At 62.7% G+C, this 19,821-nt stretch carries 20 protein-coding genes; 13 read left to right on the forward strand and 7 right to left on the reverse strand.

What is annotated here, in order from left to right:
- Positions 1-3: 3 nt before the first annotated feature.
- The 7 genes from SS05631_RS16235 to SS05631_RS16265 all read left to right on the forward strand — a co-directional run bounded on the left by SS05631_RS16235 (position 4) and on the right by SS05631_RS16265 (position 7,343).
- Entirely contained in the window at positions 4-1,074 is a 1,071-nt protein-coding gene (locus SS05631_RS16235; protein ID WP_037417696.1) for an ABC transporter ATP-binding protein, read from the forward strand.
- Position 1,075: 1 nt separating this feature from the next.
- The gene (locus tag SS05631_RS16240) at positions 1,076-1,942 is read left to right on the forward strand and encodes a sugar ABC transporter permease (protein WP_037417699.1); all 867 of its coding nucleotides are present in this window, start codon (positions 1,076-1,078) and stop codon (positions 1,940-1,942) included.
- Between the two features lie 20 nt (positions 1,943-1,962).
- The gene (locus SS05631_RS16245) at positions 1,963-2,787 is read left to right on the forward strand and encodes a carbohydrate ABC transporter permease (protein WP_018235192.1); all 825 of its coding nucleotides are present in this window, start codon (positions 1,963-1,965) and stop codon (positions 2,785-2,787) included.
- Between the two features lie 30 nt (positions 2,788-2,817).
- On the forward strand, positions 2,818-3,099 hold the full coding sequence (locus tag SS05631_RS16250; RefSeq protein ID WP_037417702.1) for a DUF2160 domain-containing protein: 282 nt from the start codon (positions 2,818-2,820) through the stop codon (positions 3,097-3,099).
- Positions 3,100-3,179: 80 nt separating this feature from the next.
- Positions 3,180-4,904, forward strand: a complete 1,725-nt coding sequence (locus tag SS05631_RS16255; RefSeq protein WP_037417705.1) for an ABC transporter substrate-binding protein — start codon at positions 3,180-3,182, stop codon at positions 4,902-4,904.
- A 280-nt stretch (positions 4,905-5,184) separates the two neighbouring features.
- Entirely contained in the window at positions 5,185-6,657 is a 1,473-nt protein-coding gene (locus tag SS05631_RS16260; RefSeq protein WP_037418134.1) for a nucleobase:cation symporter-2 family protein, read from the forward strand.
- Between the two features lie 80 nt (positions 6,658-6,737).
- On the forward strand, positions 6,738-7,343 hold the full coding sequence (locus SS05631_RS16265) for a nucleoside deaminase (protein ID WP_037417708.1): 606 nt from the start codon (positions 6,738-6,740) through the stop codon (positions 7,341-7,343).
- A 46-nt stretch (positions 7,344-7,389) separates the two neighbouring features.
- Here the strand turns inward: SS05631_RS16265 and SS05631_RS16270 are convergent, their stop codons facing one another.
- Positions 7,390-7,818, reverse strand: coding sequence for a Fur family transcriptional regulator (locus tag SS05631_RS16270; RefSeq protein ID WP_037417711.1), 429 nt, complete (start codon positions 7,816-7,818; stop codon positions 7,390-7,392).
- Positions 7,819-7,941: 123 nt separating this feature from the next.
- Here SS05631_RS16270 and SS05631_RS16275 point away from each other — a divergent pair, with 123 nt between their 5' ends.
- The 5 genes from SS05631_RS16275 (at position 7,942) to SS05631_RS16295 (ending at position 12,560) form a co-directional block, all read left to right on the forward strand.
- Positions 7,942-8,847 (forward strand): metal ABC transporter substrate-binding protein, encoded by a 906-nt coding sequence (locus SS05631_RS16275; protein ID WP_037417715.1) that lies wholly within the window; start codon positions 7,942-7,944, stop codon positions 8,845-8,847.
- Complete coding sequence (locus SS05631_RS16280) at positions 8,844-9,773, forward strand: manganese/iron ABC transporter ATP-binding protein (protein ID WP_037417717.1); 930 nt, start codon at positions 8,844-8,846, stop codon at positions 9,771-9,773. Before SS05631_RS16275 ends, SS05631_RS16280 begins: the two co-directional genes overlap by 4 nt.
- Positions 9,770-10,630: a metal ABC transporter permease gene (locus SS05631_RS16285; protein WP_037417720.1), complete on the forward strand. Its 861-nt coding sequence runs from the start codon at positions 9,770-9,772 to the stop codon at positions 10,628-10,630. Before SS05631_RS16280 ends, SS05631_RS16285 begins: the two co-directional genes overlap by 4 nt.
- The gene (locus SS05631_RS16290) at positions 10,627-11,478 is read left to right on the forward strand and encodes a metal ABC transporter permease (protein WP_037417723.1); all 852 of its coding nucleotides are present in this window, start codon (positions 10,627-10,629) and stop codon (positions 11,476-11,478) included. The genes SS05631_RS16285 and SS05631_RS16290 overlap by 4 nt, the downstream gene beginning before the upstream one ends.
- A gap of 185 nt (positions 11,479-11,663) precedes the next feature.
- Positions 11,664-12,560, forward strand: a complete 897-nt coding sequence (locus SS05631_RS16295; protein WP_050988238.1) for a DUF6030 family protein — start codon at positions 11,664-11,666, stop codon at positions 12,558-12,560.
- 7 nt (positions 12,561-12,567) lie between these two features.
- Here the strand turns inward: SS05631_RS16295 and SS05631_RS16300 are convergent, their stop codons facing one another.
- On the reverse strand, positions 12,568-12,999 hold the full coding sequence (locus tag SS05631_RS16300) for an Lrp/AsnC family transcriptional regulator (RefSeq protein ID WP_037389775.1): 432 nt from the start codon (positions 12,997-12,999) through the stop codon (positions 12,568-12,570).
- Positions 13,000-13,123: 124 nt separating this feature from the next.
- Between SS05631_RS16300 and SS05631_RS16305 the strand changes: the two genes are divergently transcribed.
- Entirely contained in the window at positions 13,124-14,227 is a 1,104-nt protein-coding gene (locus tag SS05631_RS16305) for a saccharopine dehydrogenase family protein (protein ID WP_037417726.1), read from the forward strand.
- Between the two features lie 286 nt (positions 14,228-14,513).
- On the opposite strand, the gene SS05631_RS16310 is transcribed toward SS05631_RS16305, so the two are convergent.
- The 5 genes from SS05631_RS16310 to SS05631_RS16330 form a co-directional block, all read right to left on the reverse strand.
- Positions 14,514-14,918, reverse strand: a complete 405-nt coding sequence (locus SS05631_RS16310; RefSeq protein ID WP_037389780.1) for a F0F1 ATP synthase subunit epsilon — start codon at positions 14,916-14,918, stop codon at positions 14,514-14,516.
- A gap of 119 nt (positions 14,919-15,037) precedes the next feature.
- Positions 15,038-16,555 (reverse strand): F0F1 ATP synthase subunit beta, encoded by a 1,518-nt coding sequence (gene atpD, locus SS05631_RS16315; RefSeq protein WP_037417729.1) that lies wholly within the window; start codon positions 16,553-16,555, stop codon positions 15,038-15,040.
- 24 nt (positions 16,556-16,579) lie between these two features.
- The gene (locus SS05631_RS16320; RefSeq protein WP_037417731.1) at positions 16,580-17,461 is read right to left on the reverse strand and encodes a F0F1 ATP synthase subunit gamma; all 882 of its coding nucleotides are present in this window, start codon (positions 17,459-17,461) and stop codon (positions 16,580-16,582) included.
- Positions 17,462-17,488: 27 nt separating this feature from the next.
- Positions 17,489-19,018: a F0F1 ATP synthase subunit alpha gene (atpA, locus tag SS05631_RS16325; RefSeq protein ID WP_037417733.1), complete on the reverse strand. Its 1,530-nt coding sequence runs from the start codon at positions 19,016-19,018 to the stop codon at positions 17,489-17,491.
- Positions 19,018-19,584, reverse strand: coding sequence for a F0F1 ATP synthase subunit delta (locus tag SS05631_RS16330; protein WP_037417735.1), 567 nt, complete (start codon positions 19,582-19,584; stop codon positions 19,018-19,020). Before SS05631_RS16330 ends, atpA begins: the two co-directional genes overlap by 1 nt.
- Positions 19,585-19,821: the final 237 nt, after the last annotated feature.

Raw genomic sequence — 19,821 nt, forward strand, 5'->3', positions numbered from 1 at the left:
ACCATGGCACGCATCAATCTCGAACATATCCGCCACGCCTATGGCGCCAAGCCCAAGTCGGAAGCCGACTACGCGCTGAAGGAAGTCCATCACGAATGGAACGACGGCGGCGCCTATGCGCTGCTCGGTCCTTCCGGCTGCGGCAAGACCACGCTGCTCAACATCATTTCGGGGCTGATCAACCCGTCGGAAGGCCGCATCCTGTTCGACGGCACCGACGTGACGCAGCTGACGACACAGCATCGCAACATCGCCCAGGTGTTCCAGTTTCCGGTCATCTACGACACCATGACCGTCTACGACAATCTCGCCTTCCCCTTGCGCAACCGCCATGTGCCGGAGGCCGAGGTCGACCACCGCGTCAAGGAGATCATCGAGATGACCGGCCTCGGCGGCTGGGCGAACAAGACCGCGCGGGGGCTGACCGCCGACCAGAAGCAGAAGATCTCGCTCGGCCGCGGCCTGGTGCGCTCCGACGTCAGCGCCATCCTGTTCGACGAGCCGCTGACCGTCATCGATCCCGAGATGAAATGGGTACTGCGCTCGCAGATCAAGCGCCTGCACAAGCAGTTCGGCTTCACCATGGTCTATGTCACCCACGACCAGACCGAGGCGCTCACCTTCGCCGACAAGGTCGTCGTCATGTATGACGGCCAGATCGTCCAGATCGGCACGCCGGCCGAGCTCTTCGAGCGTCCGCGCCACACCTTCGTCGGCTATTTCATTGGCTCGCCGGGCATGAACGTCCTGCCGGCCGAGATCGCCGGCAACAGGGCAGCGGTCGGCGGCGAGAGCATCGCCCTTAATTTCCAGCCGCAGGTGGCGCCCGGCGCCAAGACCGAGCTCGGCATTCGGCCGGAATTCATCTCGCTGGGCCGCGAGGGCATGCCGGTGGCGATCACCAAGGTCGAGGATATCGGCCGCCACAAGATCGTCCGCGCCCGCTTCGCCGACCGGCCGATCTCAATCATCGTCGACGAGGACGGCGAGATCCCCGCCGAACCGCGCGTCACCTTCGACCCGAAGGCAATCAATATCTACGCCGATTCCTGGCGCATCGGCGAGGAGGCCTGACATGGAAAAGACCTGGAACAACAAGGCCTGGTTCATGGTCCTGCCGGTTCTGGTGCTCGTCGCCTTCTCGGCGGTGATCCCGCTGATGACCGTCGTCAACTATTCAGTACAGGACACCTTCGGCAACAACGAATTCTTCTGGGCCGGCACCGACTGGTTCATGGACGTGCTCGAATCCGATCGCTTCTGGGATGCGCTGACCCGCAACCTGGTCTTCTCGGCGATCATCCTGGCGATCGAGATCCCGCTCGGCATCGTGATCGCTCTCAACATGCCGAAGAAGGGGATCGGCGTGCCGATCTGCCTGGTGCTGATGGCGCTGCCGCTGTTGATCCCGTGGAACGTCGTCGGCACCATCTGGCAGGTCTTCGGCCGGGTCGACATCGGCCTGCTCGGCCGCACGCTCGCCACGCTCGGCATCAACTACAACTACGTGCAAAACCCGCTCGACGCCTGGGTGACGCTGATCATCATGGACGTCTGGCACTGGACGAGCCTCGTCGTGCTGCTCTGCTATGCCGGCCTCGTGTCGATCCCGGATGCCTATTACCAGGCCGCCAAGATCGACGGCGCCTCGCGCTGGTCCGTGTTCCGCTACATACAGCTGCCGAAGATGAAGCGGGTGCTCTTGATTGCCTTCCTGCTGCGCTTCATGGACAGCTTCATGATCTATACGGAACCCTTCGTCGTCACCGGCGGCGGTCCGGGCAACTCGACGACCTTCCTGTCGATCGATCTCGTCAAGATGGCGATCGGCCAGTTCGATCTCGGCCCCGCCGCAGCCCTCTCGATCATCTACTTCCTCATCATCCTGCTCTTGTCGTGGATCTTCTACACCGTGATGACCACCAGCGACGCGCAGGGCTGAGAAAGAAGGGAGGAGACATCATGATGACCAACAAGCAACCGCTTTCGCAGCGCCTCTCCTGGCTGGTGCCGACGATCTACATCGTCTTCCTGCTCCTGCCGATCTACTGGCTCGTCAACATGAGCTTCAAGGAGACCAGCGAGATCCTCAGCACCTTTTCGCTCTGGCCGCAGAACCCGACGCTCCGCAATTACGCGGTGATCTTCACCGACCCCTCGTGGTACAACGGCTACATCAACTCGATCACCTACGTGGTGATGAACACACTGATCTCGGTCAGCGTGGCGCTGCCGGCGGCCTATGCCTTCTCGCGCTACCGCTTCCTCGGCGACAAGCACCTATTCTTCTGGCTCCTGACCAACCGGATGGCGCCCCCGGCGGTGTTCGCGCTGCCGTTCTTCCAGCTCTATTCCGCCTTCGGCCTGATCGACACACATATCGCCGTGGCGATCGCCCACTGCCTGTTCAACGTGCCGCTCGCCGTCTGGATCCTCGAGGGCTTCATGTCCGGCGTGCCGAAGGAGATCGACGAGACCGCCTATATCGACGGCTATTCCTTCCCGCGCTTCTTCGTGAAGATCTTCGTGCCGTTGATCGCCTCGGGCATCGGCGTCGCCGCGTTCTTCTGCTTCATGTTCTCCTGGGTCGAACTTCTGATCGCCCGCACGCTGACGACCACCGACGCCAAGCCGATCGCCGCGACGATGACGCGGACGGTTTCGGCCTCCGGTCTCGACTGGGGCGTGCTTGCCGCCGCCGGCGTGCTGACGATCATCCCGGGCGCGCTCGTCATCTACTTCGTCCGCAATTACATCGCCAAGGGCTTCGCGCTCGGCCGCGTCTAGAGCTGAAACCATTCAAGGGAGATTTCGCCAATGGACTTTTCATGGATGGCATGGACGCTGCCGACAGCGCTGTTTTTCCTGGCGATCGCGCTGATGCTCGTCGGCATGGGCGTCTGGGAATATGTCTCGCCAGGCGGAAACCCACGCGTCGGGGTCCTGCGCTTCGAGACGACCCGCGGTGACCGGCTCTTCGTCTCGCTGCTCGGAAGTGCATTCATTCACCTCGGTTGGCTCGGGCTGGTCGGCGCAAATCTCTGGTGGGCGGTTGCCCTCTCGGTGATCTACGCCGTCGCCGTGTTCCGCTACGTCTGAGGCATCGGAATGAAGGGCGCCGGTTGCGCCCTTCGAAACTGCAAGGAAACGCAATCGCAAAACCCAAAGGGAGGAAATTTATGCGACGGCATCTTTTGACTACGACGGCGGCGATGCTGCTGGCACTTACCGGGACGGCCTTCGCCGGCATGGACGAGGCGAAGCAGTTCCTCGACAAGGAAATCGGCGATCTCTCCTCGCTCGACCGCGCGTCCCAGGAAGCGGAAATGCAATGGTTCGTCGATGCGGCGAAGCCCTTTGCCGGCATGGAGATCAAGGTCGTTTCCGAAACGATTACCACGCACGAGTATGAAGCGAAGACCCTGGCCAAGGCCTTCTCCGACATCACTGGAATCAAGGTCACCCACGACCTGATCGGCGAAGGCGACGTCGTCGAAAAGCTGCAGACGCAGATGCAGTCGGGCGAGAACGTCTACGACGCCTATATCAACGACTCCGACCTCATCGGCACCCATTGGCGCTACCAGCAGGCCCGCAACCTGACCGACTGGATGGCCAACGAGGGCAAGGACGTCACCAACCCGAACCTCGACATCGACGACTTCATCGGCAAGTCCTTCACCACCGCACCGGACGGCAAGCTCTACCAGCTTCCCGACCAGCAGTTCGCCAACCTCTATTGGTTCCGCTACGACTGGTTCAACGATCCTAAGATTCAGGAAGAGTTCAAGGCCAAGTACGGCTACGACCTCGGCGTTCCGGTCAACTGGTCGGCCTATGAGGACATTGCCGAGTTCTTCAACGGCCGAGAGATCGATGGTAAGAAGGTCTATGGCCACATGGACTACGGCAAGAAGGACCCGTCGCTCGGCTGGCGCTTCACCGACGCCTGGCTGTCGATGGCCGGCAACGGCGACAAGGGCATCCCGAACGGCCGCCCGGTCGACGAGTGGGGCATCAAGGTCGACGAGAACTCGCGTCCGGTCGGCTCCTGCGTCGCACGCGGCGGCGACACCAACGGCCCGGCTGCAGTCTATTCGATCGAGAAATACCTGACCTGGCTGAAGAACTACGCTCCGCCGGAAGCTCAAGGGATGACCTTCTCCGAATCCGGTCCGGTTCCGGCCCAGGGTGCGATCGCCCAGCAGATGTTCTGGTACACGGCCTTCACCGCCGACATGGTCAAGGACGGCCTGCCGGTCGTCAACGCCGACGGCACGCCGAAATGGCGCATGGCCCCGTCGCCGCACGGCGTTTACTGGAAGGACGGCATGAAGCTCGGCTATCAGGACGCCGGCTCCTGGACGCTTCTGAAGTCGACCCCGGACGACCGCGCCAAGGCCGCCTGGCTCTACGCACAGTTCGTCACCTCGAAGACCATCGACGTGAAGAAGAGCCATGTCGGCCTCACCTTCATCCGCCAGTCGACCCTCGACCATCCGAGCTTCACCGAGCGCGCTCCGAAGCTTGGCGGGCTGATCGAGTTCTACCGTTCGCCGGCCCGCCTGCAATGGTCGCCGACCGGCACGAACGTGCCTGATTATCCGAAGCTGGCCCAGCTGTGGTGGCAGGCGATCGGCGATGCGTCTTCCGGCGCCAAGACGGCCCAGGAAGCCATGGACTCGCTTTGCGCCGAGCAGGAGAAGGTGCTGCAGCGCCTCGAGCGCGCCGGCATCCAGGGCGATATCGGTCCGAAGCTCGCCGAAGAGCACGATCTCGAATACTGGAACGCCGAAGCGGTGAAGGCCGGCAACCTCGCTCCGCAGCTCAAGGTCGAGAACGAGAAGGAAAAGCCGATCACCGTTAATTACGACGAACTGGTCAAGAGCTGGCAGACCAACTAAGTCCAGCGAACGAAAGCGCCGCCCGGATGTCCGGGCGGCGCCATACGAACGGAGATGCGGCGCCGGGGCTGACAACAGCTCCGGCTTTCGCTTTCCTTGCGGCTGGGAGCCGCACCATTGTTCGGGGCATCGGACCTGACCGAACGCATTACCGCAGTACAACCGCAAACTGTTTCCCCTTTTTCGATAAAGTCAGACTCCGCAGCCGATGCCATAGTTTGCCACCCATCTCGTGGAGGAGGTGTGGGGAATGCACGCAAAGGTATTGGAGGAGATTACCTTGGCAAACAGCGCAGAGGAAACTGCGGCGCAGACGCGCCCGGAGGATGAAAAGCTCGGCATCGGCGCCAACCTGGCCTATGGCCTGCAGCACGTGCTTACAATGTATGGCGGCATCGTTGCCGTGCCGCTGATCCTCGGTCAGGCCGCCGGCCTCAGTCCCGCCGAGATCGGCCTGCTCGTCACGGCTTCCCTTTTTGCCGGGGGCCTCGCCACGATCCTGCAGACTCTCGGCCTGCCTTTCTTCGGAAGCCGGTTGCCCCTGGTCCAGGGGGTATCTTTTTCCGGCGTCGCGACGATGATCGCCATTTCCGGCAATGGCGGCATGCAGTCGGTGCTGGGGGCGGTCATGGCCGCATCGCTGATCGGTCTTCTGATCACGCCGATCTTCTCGCGGGTCACCCGATTCTTCCCGCCGCTCGTCACAGGCATCGTGATCACCACGATCGGCTTGACGCTGATGCCGGTCGCGGCACGCTGGGCAATGGGCGGCAACAGCGCCGCACCCGACTTCGGCAGTCCGGCCAATATCCAGCTTGCGGCGGTAACACTCGTCATCGTGCTCTTGCTCAGCAAGCTCGGAAGCGCCGCGATCTCGCGGCTCTCGATCCTGCTGGCGCTGATCATCGGCACCGGCATCGCCTACTTCGCCGGCATGGCCGATTTCTCCAAAGTGGCTGAAGGACCCTTCTTCGCCCTTCCAACCGTCTTCTACTTCGGCTATCCGACCTTCGAGATTGCCGCGATCGTGTCGATGTTCATCGTCATCATGGTGACGCTGGTCGAGACCTCGGCGGACATCCTTGCCGTCGGCGAAATCATCGAGACGAAAGTGGATTCGCGCCGGCTTGGCGATGGCTTGAGGGCCGACATGCTGTCGAGCCTCGTGGCGCCGGTCTTCGGCTCCTTCACCCAGAGCGCCTTTGCTCAGAATGTCGGGCTGGTGGCGGTCACCGGCGTCAAGAGCCGCTACGTGGTGGCGACGGGCGGCCTCTTTCTCGTGATGCTCGGGCTGCTGCCGGTCATGGGCCGCATCGTGGCGGCGGTTCCGAGCGCCGTGCTCGGTGGCGCCGGCATCGTGCTCTTCGGCACGGTTGCGGCGAGCGGCATCCGCACCCTCTCGAAGGTCGACTACAACAACAATATGAACCTCGTTATCGTCGCCACCTCGATCGGCTTCGGCATGATCCCGATCGCCTCCCCCAGCTTCTACGAGCACTTCCCGGCCTGGTTTGCGACGATCTTCCATTCCGGCATCAGTTCTGCCGCCTTGATGGCAATCAGCCTCAATCTGATCTTCAACCACCTGACCACCGGCAACTCCGACCAGCAATCGGTGTTCGTCGCGGGGACGGAGCGGACGCTTCGATACCAGGATATCGCGCGGCTGCACGATGGCGACTATTTTCTCAATGGCAAGCTCTACGACGCGAAAGGCACCGAGGTGCCGGTGATCGCGTCGGAAGCGCACTAGACGCGCGACGCTGTAATCCCGAACCGCCACATCGAATTGTGGCCTCGCCCGAGGGACGCGAACACAACAAAGGAACGGTCATGCAACCAAAACACGAAATGCTCGGACTGCTCGAAGCCCTCCTGACCACCATGGAACACGGCATCATCCCGGCGACGGAAGCCGGGGTCGCCGCCGGCAACAAGATATTCGGCGCCGCACTGCTGAGGAAATCCGATCTCTCGATCGTCCTCGTCGAGACCAACAACGAAACCGAGAATCCGCTCTGGCACGGCGAAGTGCATACCTTGAAACGGTTCTACGAACTGGCGGGCACCGAGCGCCCGGGTTCGCGCGACCTCATCTTCCTGTCGACGCACGAACCCTGCTCCATGTGCCTGTCGGCGATCACCTGGGCGGGCTTCGACAATTTCTACTATTTCTTCAGCCACGAGGATTCGCGCGACTCCTTCTCGATCCCGCACGACCTGAAGATCCTCAAGGAAGTCTTCACACTGGAGCCGGGCGGGTACAATCGGACGAACGCCTTCTGGAAGGGCCAATCGATTACCGATCTGATCGCCGAGCTTCCGGAGATCGATCGCGCTCGTCTTCAGCGGCGCGCCGAGGCGATCAGCCGGAAATATGCCGAACTCTCCTCCGCCTACCAAGCTGGCAAGGAGAACAATGCCATTCCGCTGAACTAAGCCCGCCTTCGCGGCTTGGTCTCCGTCGAAGACTGAGCCTTCCCCCTCAATCCTTGCGCTTCCGGCAGTAGAGCTCCAGCCGGTGGCGCACCAGGTCGTAGCCGAGCTCGGCAGCGATTTCCGCCTGCAGTTGCTCGATCTTGTCGGAGCGGAACTCGATCACCGCTCCGGTCTCGATGTCAATCAGATGGTCGTGATGCGGCGCGTCGGCCGTCTCGAAGCGGGCCGTAGCATTCTCGAAAGCGTGCCGCTGCACAACCCCCTGCTGCTCCAGCGCCGACAGGGTGCGGTAGACGGTCGAGAGCGACACGGTCGCGTCGATTTCCTTGGCGCGCCGATGCAGTTCGCTCGCATCCGGATGGTCTTCGGCTTCGGCCAGGATCTTCAGAATCGCCGCCCGTTGGCGGGTGACGCGCACCCCTCCTTCACGAAGAATTCCCTCCAGTTCAGCGATCCGATGCTTGGCTTGTCTCATCCGGCGACACTAGCCAAGGGCAATGGCTTTGAAAATAGCTAGTTGCAAATGGTTCTCATTTGCATTGACTTATGCAGGCCATTCGCCTACCCATAGCGCAGGTTCAAGATTGAGGAGTGATGGATGATCGATCGGACGCGGCGCATAATTCTGACGGCAGCAGCGGCAATGGCTGCCTTTTCCCTCCTGCCCGGCGCGGCAGCGGCGGCGGACAAGTTCAAGGCGGTGACCACCTTCACGGTCATTGCCGACATGGCGCAAAACGTTGCGGGCGACGCGGCGATCGTCGAATCGATCACCAAGCCCGGCGCCGAGATCCACAATTATCAGCCGACACCGCGCGACATCCTGAAGGCGCATGACGCACAATTGATCCTCTGGAACGGCCTCAATCTGGAGCTCTGGTTCGAAAAGTTCTTCCAGAACTTCGACGACATCCCGGGCGTCGTTGTCTCGGAGGGCGTCGAGCCAATGGGCATTGCCGAAGGCCCCTATGCGGGCAAGCCGAATCCGCATGCCTGGATGTCGCCCTCGGCGGCGCTGATCTATGTCGACAACATACGCGACGCCCTCGTGAAGTTCGACCCGGCCAATGCCGAGATCTACAAGGCCAATGCCGACGCCTATAAGAAGAGGATCGAGGCCACCATCGCCCCGATCAAGGCAGAGCTCGACAAGATCCCGGCGGAAAGGCGCTGGCTGGTTTCGAGCGAAGGCGCCTTCAGCTACCTCGCCCGCGATTTCGGCCTGAAGGAGCTCTACCTATGGCCGATCAATGCCGACCAGCAGGGCACGCCGCAGCAGGTGCGCAAGGTGATCGACGCAGTCAGGGCCAACCGCATTCCGGTGGTCTTCTCCGAAAGCACCATTTCGCCCGATCCGGCCCAGCAGGTGGCGCGCGAGACGGGTGCCAAATACGGCGGCGTGCTCTATGTGGATTCCTTGAGCGAGGCCGACGGACCGGTCCCGACCTATATCGATCTCCTGCGTGTCACGTCCGAAACGATCGCGAAAGGTCTTTCGCAATGAACCTTCAGGTAAAGGCCCGACCTACTCCGCGGACGGGTCCTCAGGATGAGGGCGGCGGCATTCGCGTCCGCAATGCCACCGTCACCTACCGCAACGGCCACCGCGCCCTGCAGGACGCCTCCTTCGAAATTCCGACCGGCACGATCGCCGCGCTGGTCGGGGTCAACGGCAGCGGCAAGTCGACGCTGTTCAAGGCCATCATGGGCTTCGTCCGGCTCGCCAAGGGCGACATCTCGATCCTCGGGCTCGGCGTCCCGCAGGCGCTGAAGAAGAATCTCGTCGCCTATGTGCCGCAGGCCGAGGAGGTCGACTGGAATTTCCCGGTGCTCGTCGAGGACGTGGTGATGATGGGCCGCTACGGCCACATGAACATGCTGCGCATGCCGAAGCGGGCCGACCATGAAGCGGTCGAGGCGGCACTCGCCAGGGTCGGCATGAGCGATTTCCGCAAGCGCCAGATCGGCGAGCTTTCCGGCGGCCAGAAAAAGCGCGTCTTCCTTGCCCGTGCGCTTGCCCAGGACGGTCGCGTCATCCTGCTGGACGAGCCCTTCACCGGCGTCGACGTCAAGACCGAGGACGCAATCATCCGTCTGCTCGTGGCGCTTCGCGACGAGGGGCGGGTGATGCTGGTCTCCACCCACAACCTTGGCAGCGTGCCGGAATTCTGCGACCGCACCATCCTTCTGAAAAACACGATTCTCGCCTACGGGCCCACCGAGACCACCTTCACCCGCGACAATCTCGAACTCGCCTTCGGCGGCGTGCTGCGCCATTTCGTGCTCGGCGGCGACAGCCTGCACGACGATGCCGATCCCCGCCAGCTTTCCGTCATCACCGACGATGAACGGCCGCTCGTCATGTATGGCGCGAAGGGCCAGATGGTGACGCAACCGGCCAAGCCCGAAACCGAGGCGGACAAGGAATGATCGCAACGCTTCTGGAGCCGTTCACGTATAGCTACATGCTGAACGCCATGTGGGTCAGCGCGCTCGTCGGCGCCGTCTGCGCCTTCCTCTCCGCCTATCTGATGCTGAAGGGCTGGTCGCTGATCGGCGACGCGCTCTCCCACGCGATCGTGCCGGGCGTCGCCGGCGCCTATATGCTCGGCCTCCCCTTCTCCCTCGGCGCCTTCTTTTCCGGCACGCTTGCCGCCGCCGCCATGCTGTTCCTCAACCAGCGCACCCGGCTGAAGGAGGATACGATCATCGGGCTGATCTTCACCTCCTTCTTCGGCCTCGGCCTCTTCATGGTGTCGCTGTCGCCGACGTCCGTGAACATCCAGACGATCGTGCTCGGCAACATCCTCGCCATCACCCCAGCCGACACGTTGCAGCTCGCCATCATCGGCATCGCCTCGCTCCTGATCCTCTCGGCGAAATGGAAGGACCTGATGGTGACCTTCTTCGACGAAAGCCACGCCCGTTCGATCGGCATCAACACAACGCTCATCAAGGTGCTGTTCTTCACGCTGCTCTCGGCTTGCACCGTGGCGGCGCTGCAGACCGTCGGCGCCTTTCTCGTCATCGCCATGGTCGTCACCCCCGGGGCCACCGCCTATCTGATCACCGACCGCTTTCCGCGGCTGATCCTGATCAGCATCGCCATCGGCGCCGCAACAAGCTTCGTCGGCGCCTATGCCAGCTACTTCCTCGACGGCGCGACCGGCGGCATCATCATCGTGCTTCAGACGCTGATCTTCCTCTCCGCCTTCGTTCTTGCCCCCAAGCACGGCCTCATCGCCGCCCGCCGCCGCGCCTCCGAAGCGTTGCAGGTCACCCAATGATGTCGCTCGACATGCTCCTTGTCGTCTTCGAATTCGGGTTCATGCGCAACGCGCTGATGATCTCGGTGCTGGTGGCGATCCCAACGGCGATGCTCTCCTGTTTCCTGGTGCTGAAAGGCTGGTCGCTGATGGGCGACGCCATCTCGCACGCGGTCTTCCCTGGCGTCGTGATCTCCTACATCGTCGGCCTGCCGCTTGCCGTCGGCGCCTTTGCCGCCGGCATGTGCTGCGCGTTGCTCACCGGCTACCTCAAGGACAACAGCCGCATCAAGCAGGACACGGTGATGGGCGTCGTCTTTTCCGGCATGTTCGGCCTTGGCCTCGTGCTCTATGTGAACATCCAGAGCGACGTGCATCTCGACCACATCCTGTTCGGCGACATGCTCGGCATCGGCTGGGGCGACATCCTCGAGACGGGCCTGATCGCACTCCTCGCCGCCGGCATTCTCTCGCTGAAATGGCGCGACCTGCTGCTGCACGCCTTCGATCCGGCCCAGGCGCGTGCCGTCGGCCTGCCGGTCGGCTGGCTGCATTACGGACTGCTCGCCATCCTGTCACTGACGATCGTCGGCGCCTTGAAGGCCGTCGGATTGATCCTTGCCATCGCCATGCTGATCGCCCCCGGCGCAATCGCTTATCTGGTAACGCGGACGTTTCGCGGCATGCTGATCGCTGCGGTCGCCGTCGCCGTCGTCGCCTCCTTCTCGGGCGTCTACCTTTCCTTCTTCATCGACAGCGCCCCGGCCCCGACCATCGTCCTCCTGATGACGGCGATCTTCCTCGTTGCCTTCGCATTTTCCACCTGGCGGACGGCTCGGATGGAAGCGAAGCGGACGAGCGTCGAATAATTCACCAAAGCCCCCTCCCCACCTATGGCCCCACAAGCGGAAGGGTTCTTGGGCTGGTCCTGACTTCGTTCTTCCGAACAGGATGCCCCTTGGACGGCGGCGCCATCATCCCCTATTGTGCGCCGTCTTTCAGGGGTAGAGCGGGCGCGCGGACATCGCCCTCTCCGAGGCGGAGCGACGGTGGCATGGAGAAGAAGCAGAAAGGCCGTTCCGGCGTCGCTTTCTTCCTGTCCGCCGTGGCGCTGGTCTTCACGGCGATCCTAGCGACTGTGCTGCTCGCCAACGAGCAACGCAATCTGAAACAGGTGCTGACGGCGATGGGGTTTCAGGACGTGCTCCGTGAAGCCGCGCCGACGCCGGCGCCCGAAGCGGCCCGCCCGCGTCCCAAGGAAACCGAGCCGTTGCGGGCGCTGCTGCCGGTCCGGACGTTCGCGGACCTCCGCACGCCCGAGCAGCAATTCATCCGGCAGATCCGCAGCGACCCGCGCGCTTTGTGCGAGCGCCTGCGCGAGGCCGGTTTTCGCGAACTTGCATGGAAGTCGGCCGAGAGCGGCCGCTGGGAATGTTCCTCGCTCGTGTCCTTTGTCCGCCCCGGCGCGGCGACAAGCTCTTCCATCTTCATCTTCGTCAAAGGCAGCGACGAGGATGAAATCACCTCGTTTCGGGTGAAGCTCAACATCGAGCATTCCGAAGACACCCAGGCGGTTACCAGTGCCGCGGCGACGGCCGCTTCGGTCTTCCTGAAGCAGGTGCACTGGGCCGATAGCGAAAGCGTCACGTTGAAGATACAGGCGCTCAGCGAATTCGGTCTCAAGCGCTTCGGCAGCCGCATCCAGTTCAAACGCGAATCCGGCGACACGCCACGCTACAACTTCCTCGCCAACCAGGCGGCGCTCAGGCGGGCGAAAAGCGCCGCCGAGCTTTACTTCGATCGCGAGAAATGGCTGGCGCCGGGGGATGGCTCGATTGTTTCCACCATCCGCGGCCCGGAAACTTGGAACAGGACTCCCGCACCACGCCAGCCGAGAACCGAAACCTTGCCTGACGGCGGCGACTCGACCGACAGCACCACGGTCCGCTGACGAAGCGTCAGCGATCGATGCGGGTCGACAGAATGATCGACGACAGCGTCTTTTCGACGCCCTCGATCTCGCCGATCCGATCGATCAGCAGGTCCAGCTCGCTGATCGATGCCGCGGCGACGATGGCGATCAAGTCGAAGCTGCCGCTGACCGAATGCAGGGTGCGGATCTCGCGGATCGCGCTCAACTCCGGCGTCACGCGGCTCAGCGCCCGCGGCGCGATCGTGATCAGCACATGTGCCTTCACCAGTCCCTTTTCGTAACTTTCCGCCAGCCGCACGCCATACCCGGCGATCACCCCCTCGCGCTCCAGCCGCTCTATGCGCGCCTGCACGGTGGTGCGCGAAAGGCCGAGCCGCCGGGCGATCGTCGCCGTCGGCATGCGCGCATTGTCGCTGAGGATGGCAAGAAGTTCGCGGTCCTTGTCGGTGACCTGCATATCGTCGATCTCTTTCGGCGATATGCCGATTATCGCCCTCCGATTTACTCGTTTTGATGCTTCAAATCAACACTCCTCCGCAGGAAAATAGCCGCTGAAGAGGCTCATACCCTGGGGGAAAAGAATGAAAGACATCGTTATCATCGGCGCCGGCAAGATCGGCTCGACGATTGCCTGGATGCTCGCCCATACCGGCGATTACCGCGTCTGCATCGCCGACCGCAGCGCCGAGCAATTGCAGCAGGTCGAGAGCCACGACGCGATTTCGACCGTCGCCATCGACATCGCCGACAGGAAGGCCCTCGTCGGCTTGCTGACCGGCAAGTTCGCGGTCTTGAGCGCCGCTCCCTTCCACCTGACGGTCGCGATCGCCGAGGCTGCAGCGGAAGCGGAGATCCACTATCTCGACCTCACCGAAGACGTCGAATCGACCCGACAGGTCAAGGCCATCGCGACGGAGGCGAAGACCGCCTTCATCCCGCAATGCGGTCTGGCCCCCGGCTTCATCTCGATCGTCGCCAATGATCTGACCCGGCATTTCGACACGCTCGAAAGCGTGCGCATGCGCGTCGGCGCCCTGCCGCAATATCCGTCGAATGCGCTCAACTACAATCTCACCTGGAGCACCGACGGCGTCATCAACGAATATATCGAACCCTGCGAGGCGATCGTCGAAGGGTCGCTGATCGAGGTTCCGGCAATGGAGGAGCGCGAGGAGTTTTCGCTCGACGGCGTCACCTACGAAGCCTTCAACACCTCCGGCGGCCTCGGCACGCTGTGCGAGACGCTGAAGGGCAAGGTTCGGACGCTCAACTACAAGACGATCCGCTACCCAGGCCACGCGGCGATCTTCAAGGCGCTGCTGAACGATCTCGGCCTGCGCCACCGCCGCGAGGTGCTGAAGGATATCCTCGAGAACGCCCTGCCGACCACAACCCAGGACGTCGTCGTCATCTTCGTCACCGTCTCCGGCTTCCGCCAGGGCCGTCTCATCCAGGAGACCTATGCCAACAAGGTCTATAGCGGCGTCGTTGCCGGACGCATGCACAGCGGCATCCAGATCACCACGGCCGGCAGCATCTGCGCTGTTCTCGACTTGCTAGCCGAAGAAAAGATCCCGACCAGGGGCTTCGTCCGCCAGGAGGACATTTCCCTCGACACCTTCCTCGCCAACCGCTTCGGCCACTACTACGCCCAGAGGCACGAAACGGAACGCGCGGCGGGCTAGATTGCCACGCCTCTTACGAGGCGGATGGAGCGAGAATGCCCGGGCCAAGTCCGGGCATTCTGTGTCTACAGCGGAACTTGGAGTGTCGCATCTCCCCCTCATCCGGCCGGGGCGAAGGGGTATGCCGCGCCCGCTCAAGTCCCCTCTCGCCGCGAGCGGGGTTAAACCCGAGGAGAGGGGCAATTCGGGCTCCAGACGTCCAGCGCGAGCAAACAGTCACAAAAAACCCCGCTCGAGGCGGGGTCCAATGCACTTATTGGTCGTTTCCCTTATCGGGATGTCCCTTTCAGGCGGGGATGACGATCTCCCCGAGCCTCGTCAGTTCGGCGATGAACTGCTCGACGCGGGTCTTCTTCTCGTCGATCGCGCCTTCCAACTCAGCGCGCGCCTCGTCGATGCGGTTTTCGAGGACCGTGCGGTCGAGTTCGTCGACATGCACCGCCGATTCGGCAAGCAGCGTGCAGCCGGTCGGCAGGATGTCGGCGAAGCCACCGAAGACGGCGAAACGCTCCGTCTTGCCGTCGGCCGTCTTGACCGTAACGACGCCCGGCTTGACGGTCGTCATGGTCGGAGCGTGGTTGGCCATCACGGTCATCTCACCCTCGGTTGCCGGGATGACGACTTCGGTCACCTGCGCGGAAAGCAGCAGGCGCTCCGGGGAAACAAGCTCGAAATTGAAACTGTCGGCCATGACCATTCACTTCTGGTAAGCGCGCCGCGGAACGGCGGCTGTGCACGTCTCAGCCGCGTCCATGCGGCCGGAATGAAAACCGCGGCGCGAGAGGCCCGCGCCACGGTTTACGATGCCTGTCAGGCGGCTTCGGCAGCCAGCTTCTTGGCCTTCTCGATGGCTTCCTCAATGGAGCCCACCATGTAGAAGGCGGCTTCCGGCAGGTGGTCGTACTCGCCGTTGACGAGACCCTTGAAGCCCTTGATCGTGTCTTCGAGAGCGACCAGCTTGCCCGGCGAACCGGTGAAGACTTCGGCGACGAAGAACGGCTGCGACAGGAAGCGCTCGATCTTGCGGGCGCGGGCAACGGCGAGCTTGTCCTCTTCGGAAAGCTCGTCCATGCCGAGGATGGCGATGATGTCCTGGAGCGCCTTGTAGCGCTGCAGGGTCGACTGGACCTTGCGCGACACTTCGTAGTGTTCTTCGCCGACGATCATCGGGTCGAGCATGCGCGACGTGGAGTCGAGCGGGTCCACGGCCGGGTAGATGCCCTTTTCGGCGATCGAGCGCGACAGAACGGTCGTCGCGTCGAGGTGGGCGAACGAGGTCGCCGGCGCCGGATCGGTCAAGTCGTCGGCCGGAACATAGATCGCCTGCACCGAGGTGATCGAGCCCTTGGTCGTCGTGGTGATGCGCTCCTGCATCGCGCCCATGTCGGTGGCGAGCGTCGGCTGATAGCCCACGGCCGACGGAATACGGCCGAGCAAAGCCGACACTTCCGAGCCTGCCTGGGTGAAGCGGAAGATGTTGTCGACGAAGAACAGAACGTCCTGGCCTTCGTCGCGGAAGTGCTCGGCGATCGTCAGACCGGTGAGCGCGACGCGGGCGCGGGCGCCCGGCGGCTCGTTCATCTGGCCGTAAACCAGCGCAGCCTTCGAGCCTTCGCCACCGCCGTGCTTGTTCACGCCGGATTCGATCATTTCGTGGTAGAGGTCGTTGCCTTCGCGGGTGCGTTCGCCGACGCCTGCAAACACCGAATAGCCGCCGTGTGCCTTGGCGACGTTGTTGATCAGTTCCATGATCAGAACGGTCTTGCCGACGCCTGCACCGCCGAAGAGGCCGATCTTGCCGCCCTTGGCGTAGGGTGCGAGCAGGTCGACGACCTTGATGCCGGTGACCAGGATCTGCGCTTCCGTAGACTGTTCGACATAGGCCGGCGCGTCCTGGTGGATGGCGCGGCGGGCCGAGGTCTCGACCGGGCCGGCTTCGTCGACCGGCTCGCCGATGACGTTCATGATGCGGCCGAGCGTTTCCTTGCCGACCGGAACCGAGATCGGGCCGCCGGTGTCGGTGACCGACTGGCCGCGAACCAGACCTTCGGTCGAGTCCATGGCGATCGTGCGGACGGAGTTTTCGCCGAGATGCTGGGCGACTTCGAGAACCAGGCGGTTGCCCTTGTTGTCGGTTTCCAGCGCGTTCAGGATCTGCGGGAGCTGGCCCTCTTCGAAGGCGACGTCGACGACGGCGCCGATGACCTGCGTCACGCGGCCGACAGCACCCGTAGCCACAACAGCGGCTGTCTTGGCGGTAGCTGCCTTCTTCGGAGCAGCGGGCTTCTTCGCCGCTGCGGTTTCTTTCGGGGTAGCTGCCTTAGCCATAATTCTTACCCTCTTCTCGTAACCTTAGAGCGCTTCCGCGCCCGAGATGATTTCAATGAGTTCCTTGGTGATCTGCGCCTGCCGCTGACGGTTGTAGTTGAGCGTCAGCTTGTTGATCATCTCACCGGCATTGCGCGTCGCATTGTCCATGGCACTCATCTTGGCGCCCATTTCGCCGGCGACGTTCTCGAGCAGGGCCCGGAAGATCTGGACGGAAATGTTGCGCGGAATGAGATCGGTGAGGATGGCGCCAGCGTCCGGTTCGTATTCGTAGATCGCCGATGCACTTTCTGCCTCGGCAGCAACCGGGCCGGCCGAGGCCGGAACGAGCTGCTGGGCGGTCGGAACCTGCGAAATGACGGACTTGAACTCGGAATAGAACAAGGTGCAGACGTCGAACTCGCCCTTTTCGAAGAGTTCGATGACCTTGTGGCCGATCCGGTCGGCATTCTCGAAACCGATCTTCTTGACCTCGCGCAAGTCGACGCGATCGATGATCAGCGACGCGAATTCGCGCCGCAGGATATCGAAACCCTTCTTGCCGACGCAGATGATCTTGACCGTCTTGCCCTGGGCGAGCAGCTTGCGCACGTGATCGCGGGCAAAGCGGGCGATCTGCGAGTTGAAGCCGCCGCAAAGGCCGCGCTCGGCCGTGCAGACGACCAAGAGGTGCGTGTCGTCGCGGCCGGTGCCCGTCATCAACGCCGGCGCGCTGTCGTCCCCGCCGACCGCCTGGGCGATGTTGGCGAGAACGGCAGCCATGCGCTGCGAATAGGGCCGAGCGGCCTCGGCCGCCTCCTGGGCACGCCGAAGCTTCGCCGCGGCGACCATCTTCATCGCCTTGGTGATCTTCTGCGTCGCCTTGACGGAGGCGATCCGGTTCTTCAGATCCTTAAGTGAAGGCATCCGTTGTCCGTCCTAGTTGAAGTCCGCTCAGGCGAAAGACTTGGAGAAGCTGTCGATGGCAGCCTTCAGCTTGGCCTTGGTGTCGTCCGAGATCGCCTTTTCCGTGCGGATGGTATCCAGAACGGCCTTGCCTTCCGAACGCAGGTAGGAAAGCAGCCCGTGCTCGAACTTGCCGACCTGGTTGACCGGCAGCTTGTCGAGGTAGCCGTTGACGCCGGCGAAGATCACCGCGACCTGCTCTTCCGTCTTCAGCGGCGAGAACTGCGGCTGCTTCAGGAGTTCGGTCAGGCGGGCGCCGCGGTTGAGCAGACGCTGCGTAGCGGCATCGAGGTCCGAGCCAAACTGCGCAAAGGCGGCCATTTCGCGGTACTGGGCGAGCTCGCCCTTGATCGAGCCTGCGACCTGCTTCATCGCCTTGATCTGGGCCGAGGAGCCGACGCGCGAAACCGACAGACCGACGTTTACGGCCGGACGGATGCCCTGGTAGAACAGGTCCGTTTCAAGGAAGATCTGGCCGTCGGTGATTGAGATCACGTTGGTCGGGATGAACGCGGACACGTCGTTGCCCTGCGTTTCGATGACCGGAAGAGCGGTCAGCGAGCCAGCGCCCTTTTCGTCGGAGAGCTTTGCGGCGCGCTCCAGCAGGCGGGAATGCAGGTAGAAGACGTCGCCCGGATAGGCTTCGCGGCCCGGCGGGCGGCGCAAGAGCAGCGACATCTGGCGGTAGGCGACGGCCTGCTTGGAAAGGTCGTCATAGCCGATCAGCGCATGCTTGCCGTTGTCGCGGAAGTATTCGCCCATTGCGCAGCCGGCGAACGGTGCGAGGTACTGCATCGGCGCCGGGTCGGAAGCCGTGGCGGCAACGATGATCGAGTACTGCAGGGCGCCGCGCTCTTCGAGCACCTTCACGAACTGCGCAACCGTCGAGCGCTTCTGGCCGATGGCGACGTAGACGCAATAGAGCTTGTCACCTTCAGGACCATTGTCGTGAATGGCCTTCTGGTTGAGGATCGTGTCGAGGATGATCGCGGTCTTGCCGGTCTGGCGGTCGCCGATAACCAGCTCGCGCTGGCCGCGGCCGACCGGGATGAGCGCGTCGATGGCCTTGAGGCCGGTCGACATCGGCTCGTGCACCGACTTGCGCGGAATGATGCCGGGCGCCTTGACGTCGACGCGGGCGCGCTGCTTGGCGTTGATCGGGCCCTTGCCGTCGATCGGGTTGCCGAGCGCGTCGACGACGCGGCCGAGCAGTTCCGGACCGACCGGAACGTCGACGATGGCGCCGGTCCGCTTGACGGTGTCGCCTTCCTTGATGTCACGGTCGGAGCCGAAGATAACCACACCGACATTGTCGGCTTCGAGGTTCAGCGCCATGCCACGAATTCCACCCGGGAATTCGACCATCTCGCCTGCCTGGACATTGTCGAGGCCGTAGACGCGGGCAATACCGTCACCGACGGAGAGCACCTGGCCGACTTCGGAGACTTCTGCTTCCTGGCCGAAATTTTTGATCTGATCTTTGAGAATTGCGGAAATTTCCGCGGCGCGGATATCCATCAGCCGACCTCTTTCAGTGCAAGCTTAAGGGTAGAGAGTTTGGTGCGAAGGGAGGTGTCAATCTGGCGGGAACCGACCTTGACGATCAGACCTCCAAGAATAGACGGGTCGACGGTGACGTTGACCGCCACGTCTTTGCCGGTGACGCCCTTGAGCGTCGCCTTCAATTCGTTTTGCTGCGCCTCGGTGAGCGCATGTGCCGACGTGACGTCGGCAGTGATTTCGCCGCGGTGGCGTGCGGCAATCAGGCGGAACGCCCTGATGCTGCCCGGCAGCGCGAACAGGCGGCGGTTGCGCGCCACGACCTTGAGGAAGTTGCCGACCAGACCGGAGAAGCCGAACTGTGCGACGAGCGCCGAAACGGCCTTGAACTGGTCCTCGGCGGAAAAGACCGGGCTTACGATCAGCCGCTTCAGATCGTCGCTGCTATCGATCAGCGCCTGGACGCGATCGAGTTCGGCACCGACCGCCTCGACGGAACCAGCCTCCAGGGCGAGCTCGAAAAGCGAGGACGCATATCTTTCTGCAACACCGGAAATAAGCTGGGATGTGTCGGCCACGGGCACAAGCTTCTCTCAAATTCATCCAAGAGCGTCAGCAGCGGCGAACCGCCGGCGTAACATCTTGAATTTGCTGCAATAATTCGCAGGATATCGAGGCCTTTTCGACCCACTTCCCCCGCAATTCGCGGTTCGTCTAGCATAGGACGTTTGGACTCGCAACACGCCAACGGCACGAATGCGGCATAACACCGCCCCCTTCGACGGAATTTTGCCGTAAATTGCTGGAGCCCGGATTTGCGC

Origin of the sequence: Sinorhizobium sp. CCBAU 05631 (assembly GCF_002288505.1) — a bacterium.
Lineage (GTDB): Bacteria > Pseudomonadota > Alphaproteobacteria > Rhizobiales > Rhizobiaceae > Sinorhizobium > Sinorhizobium fredii_C.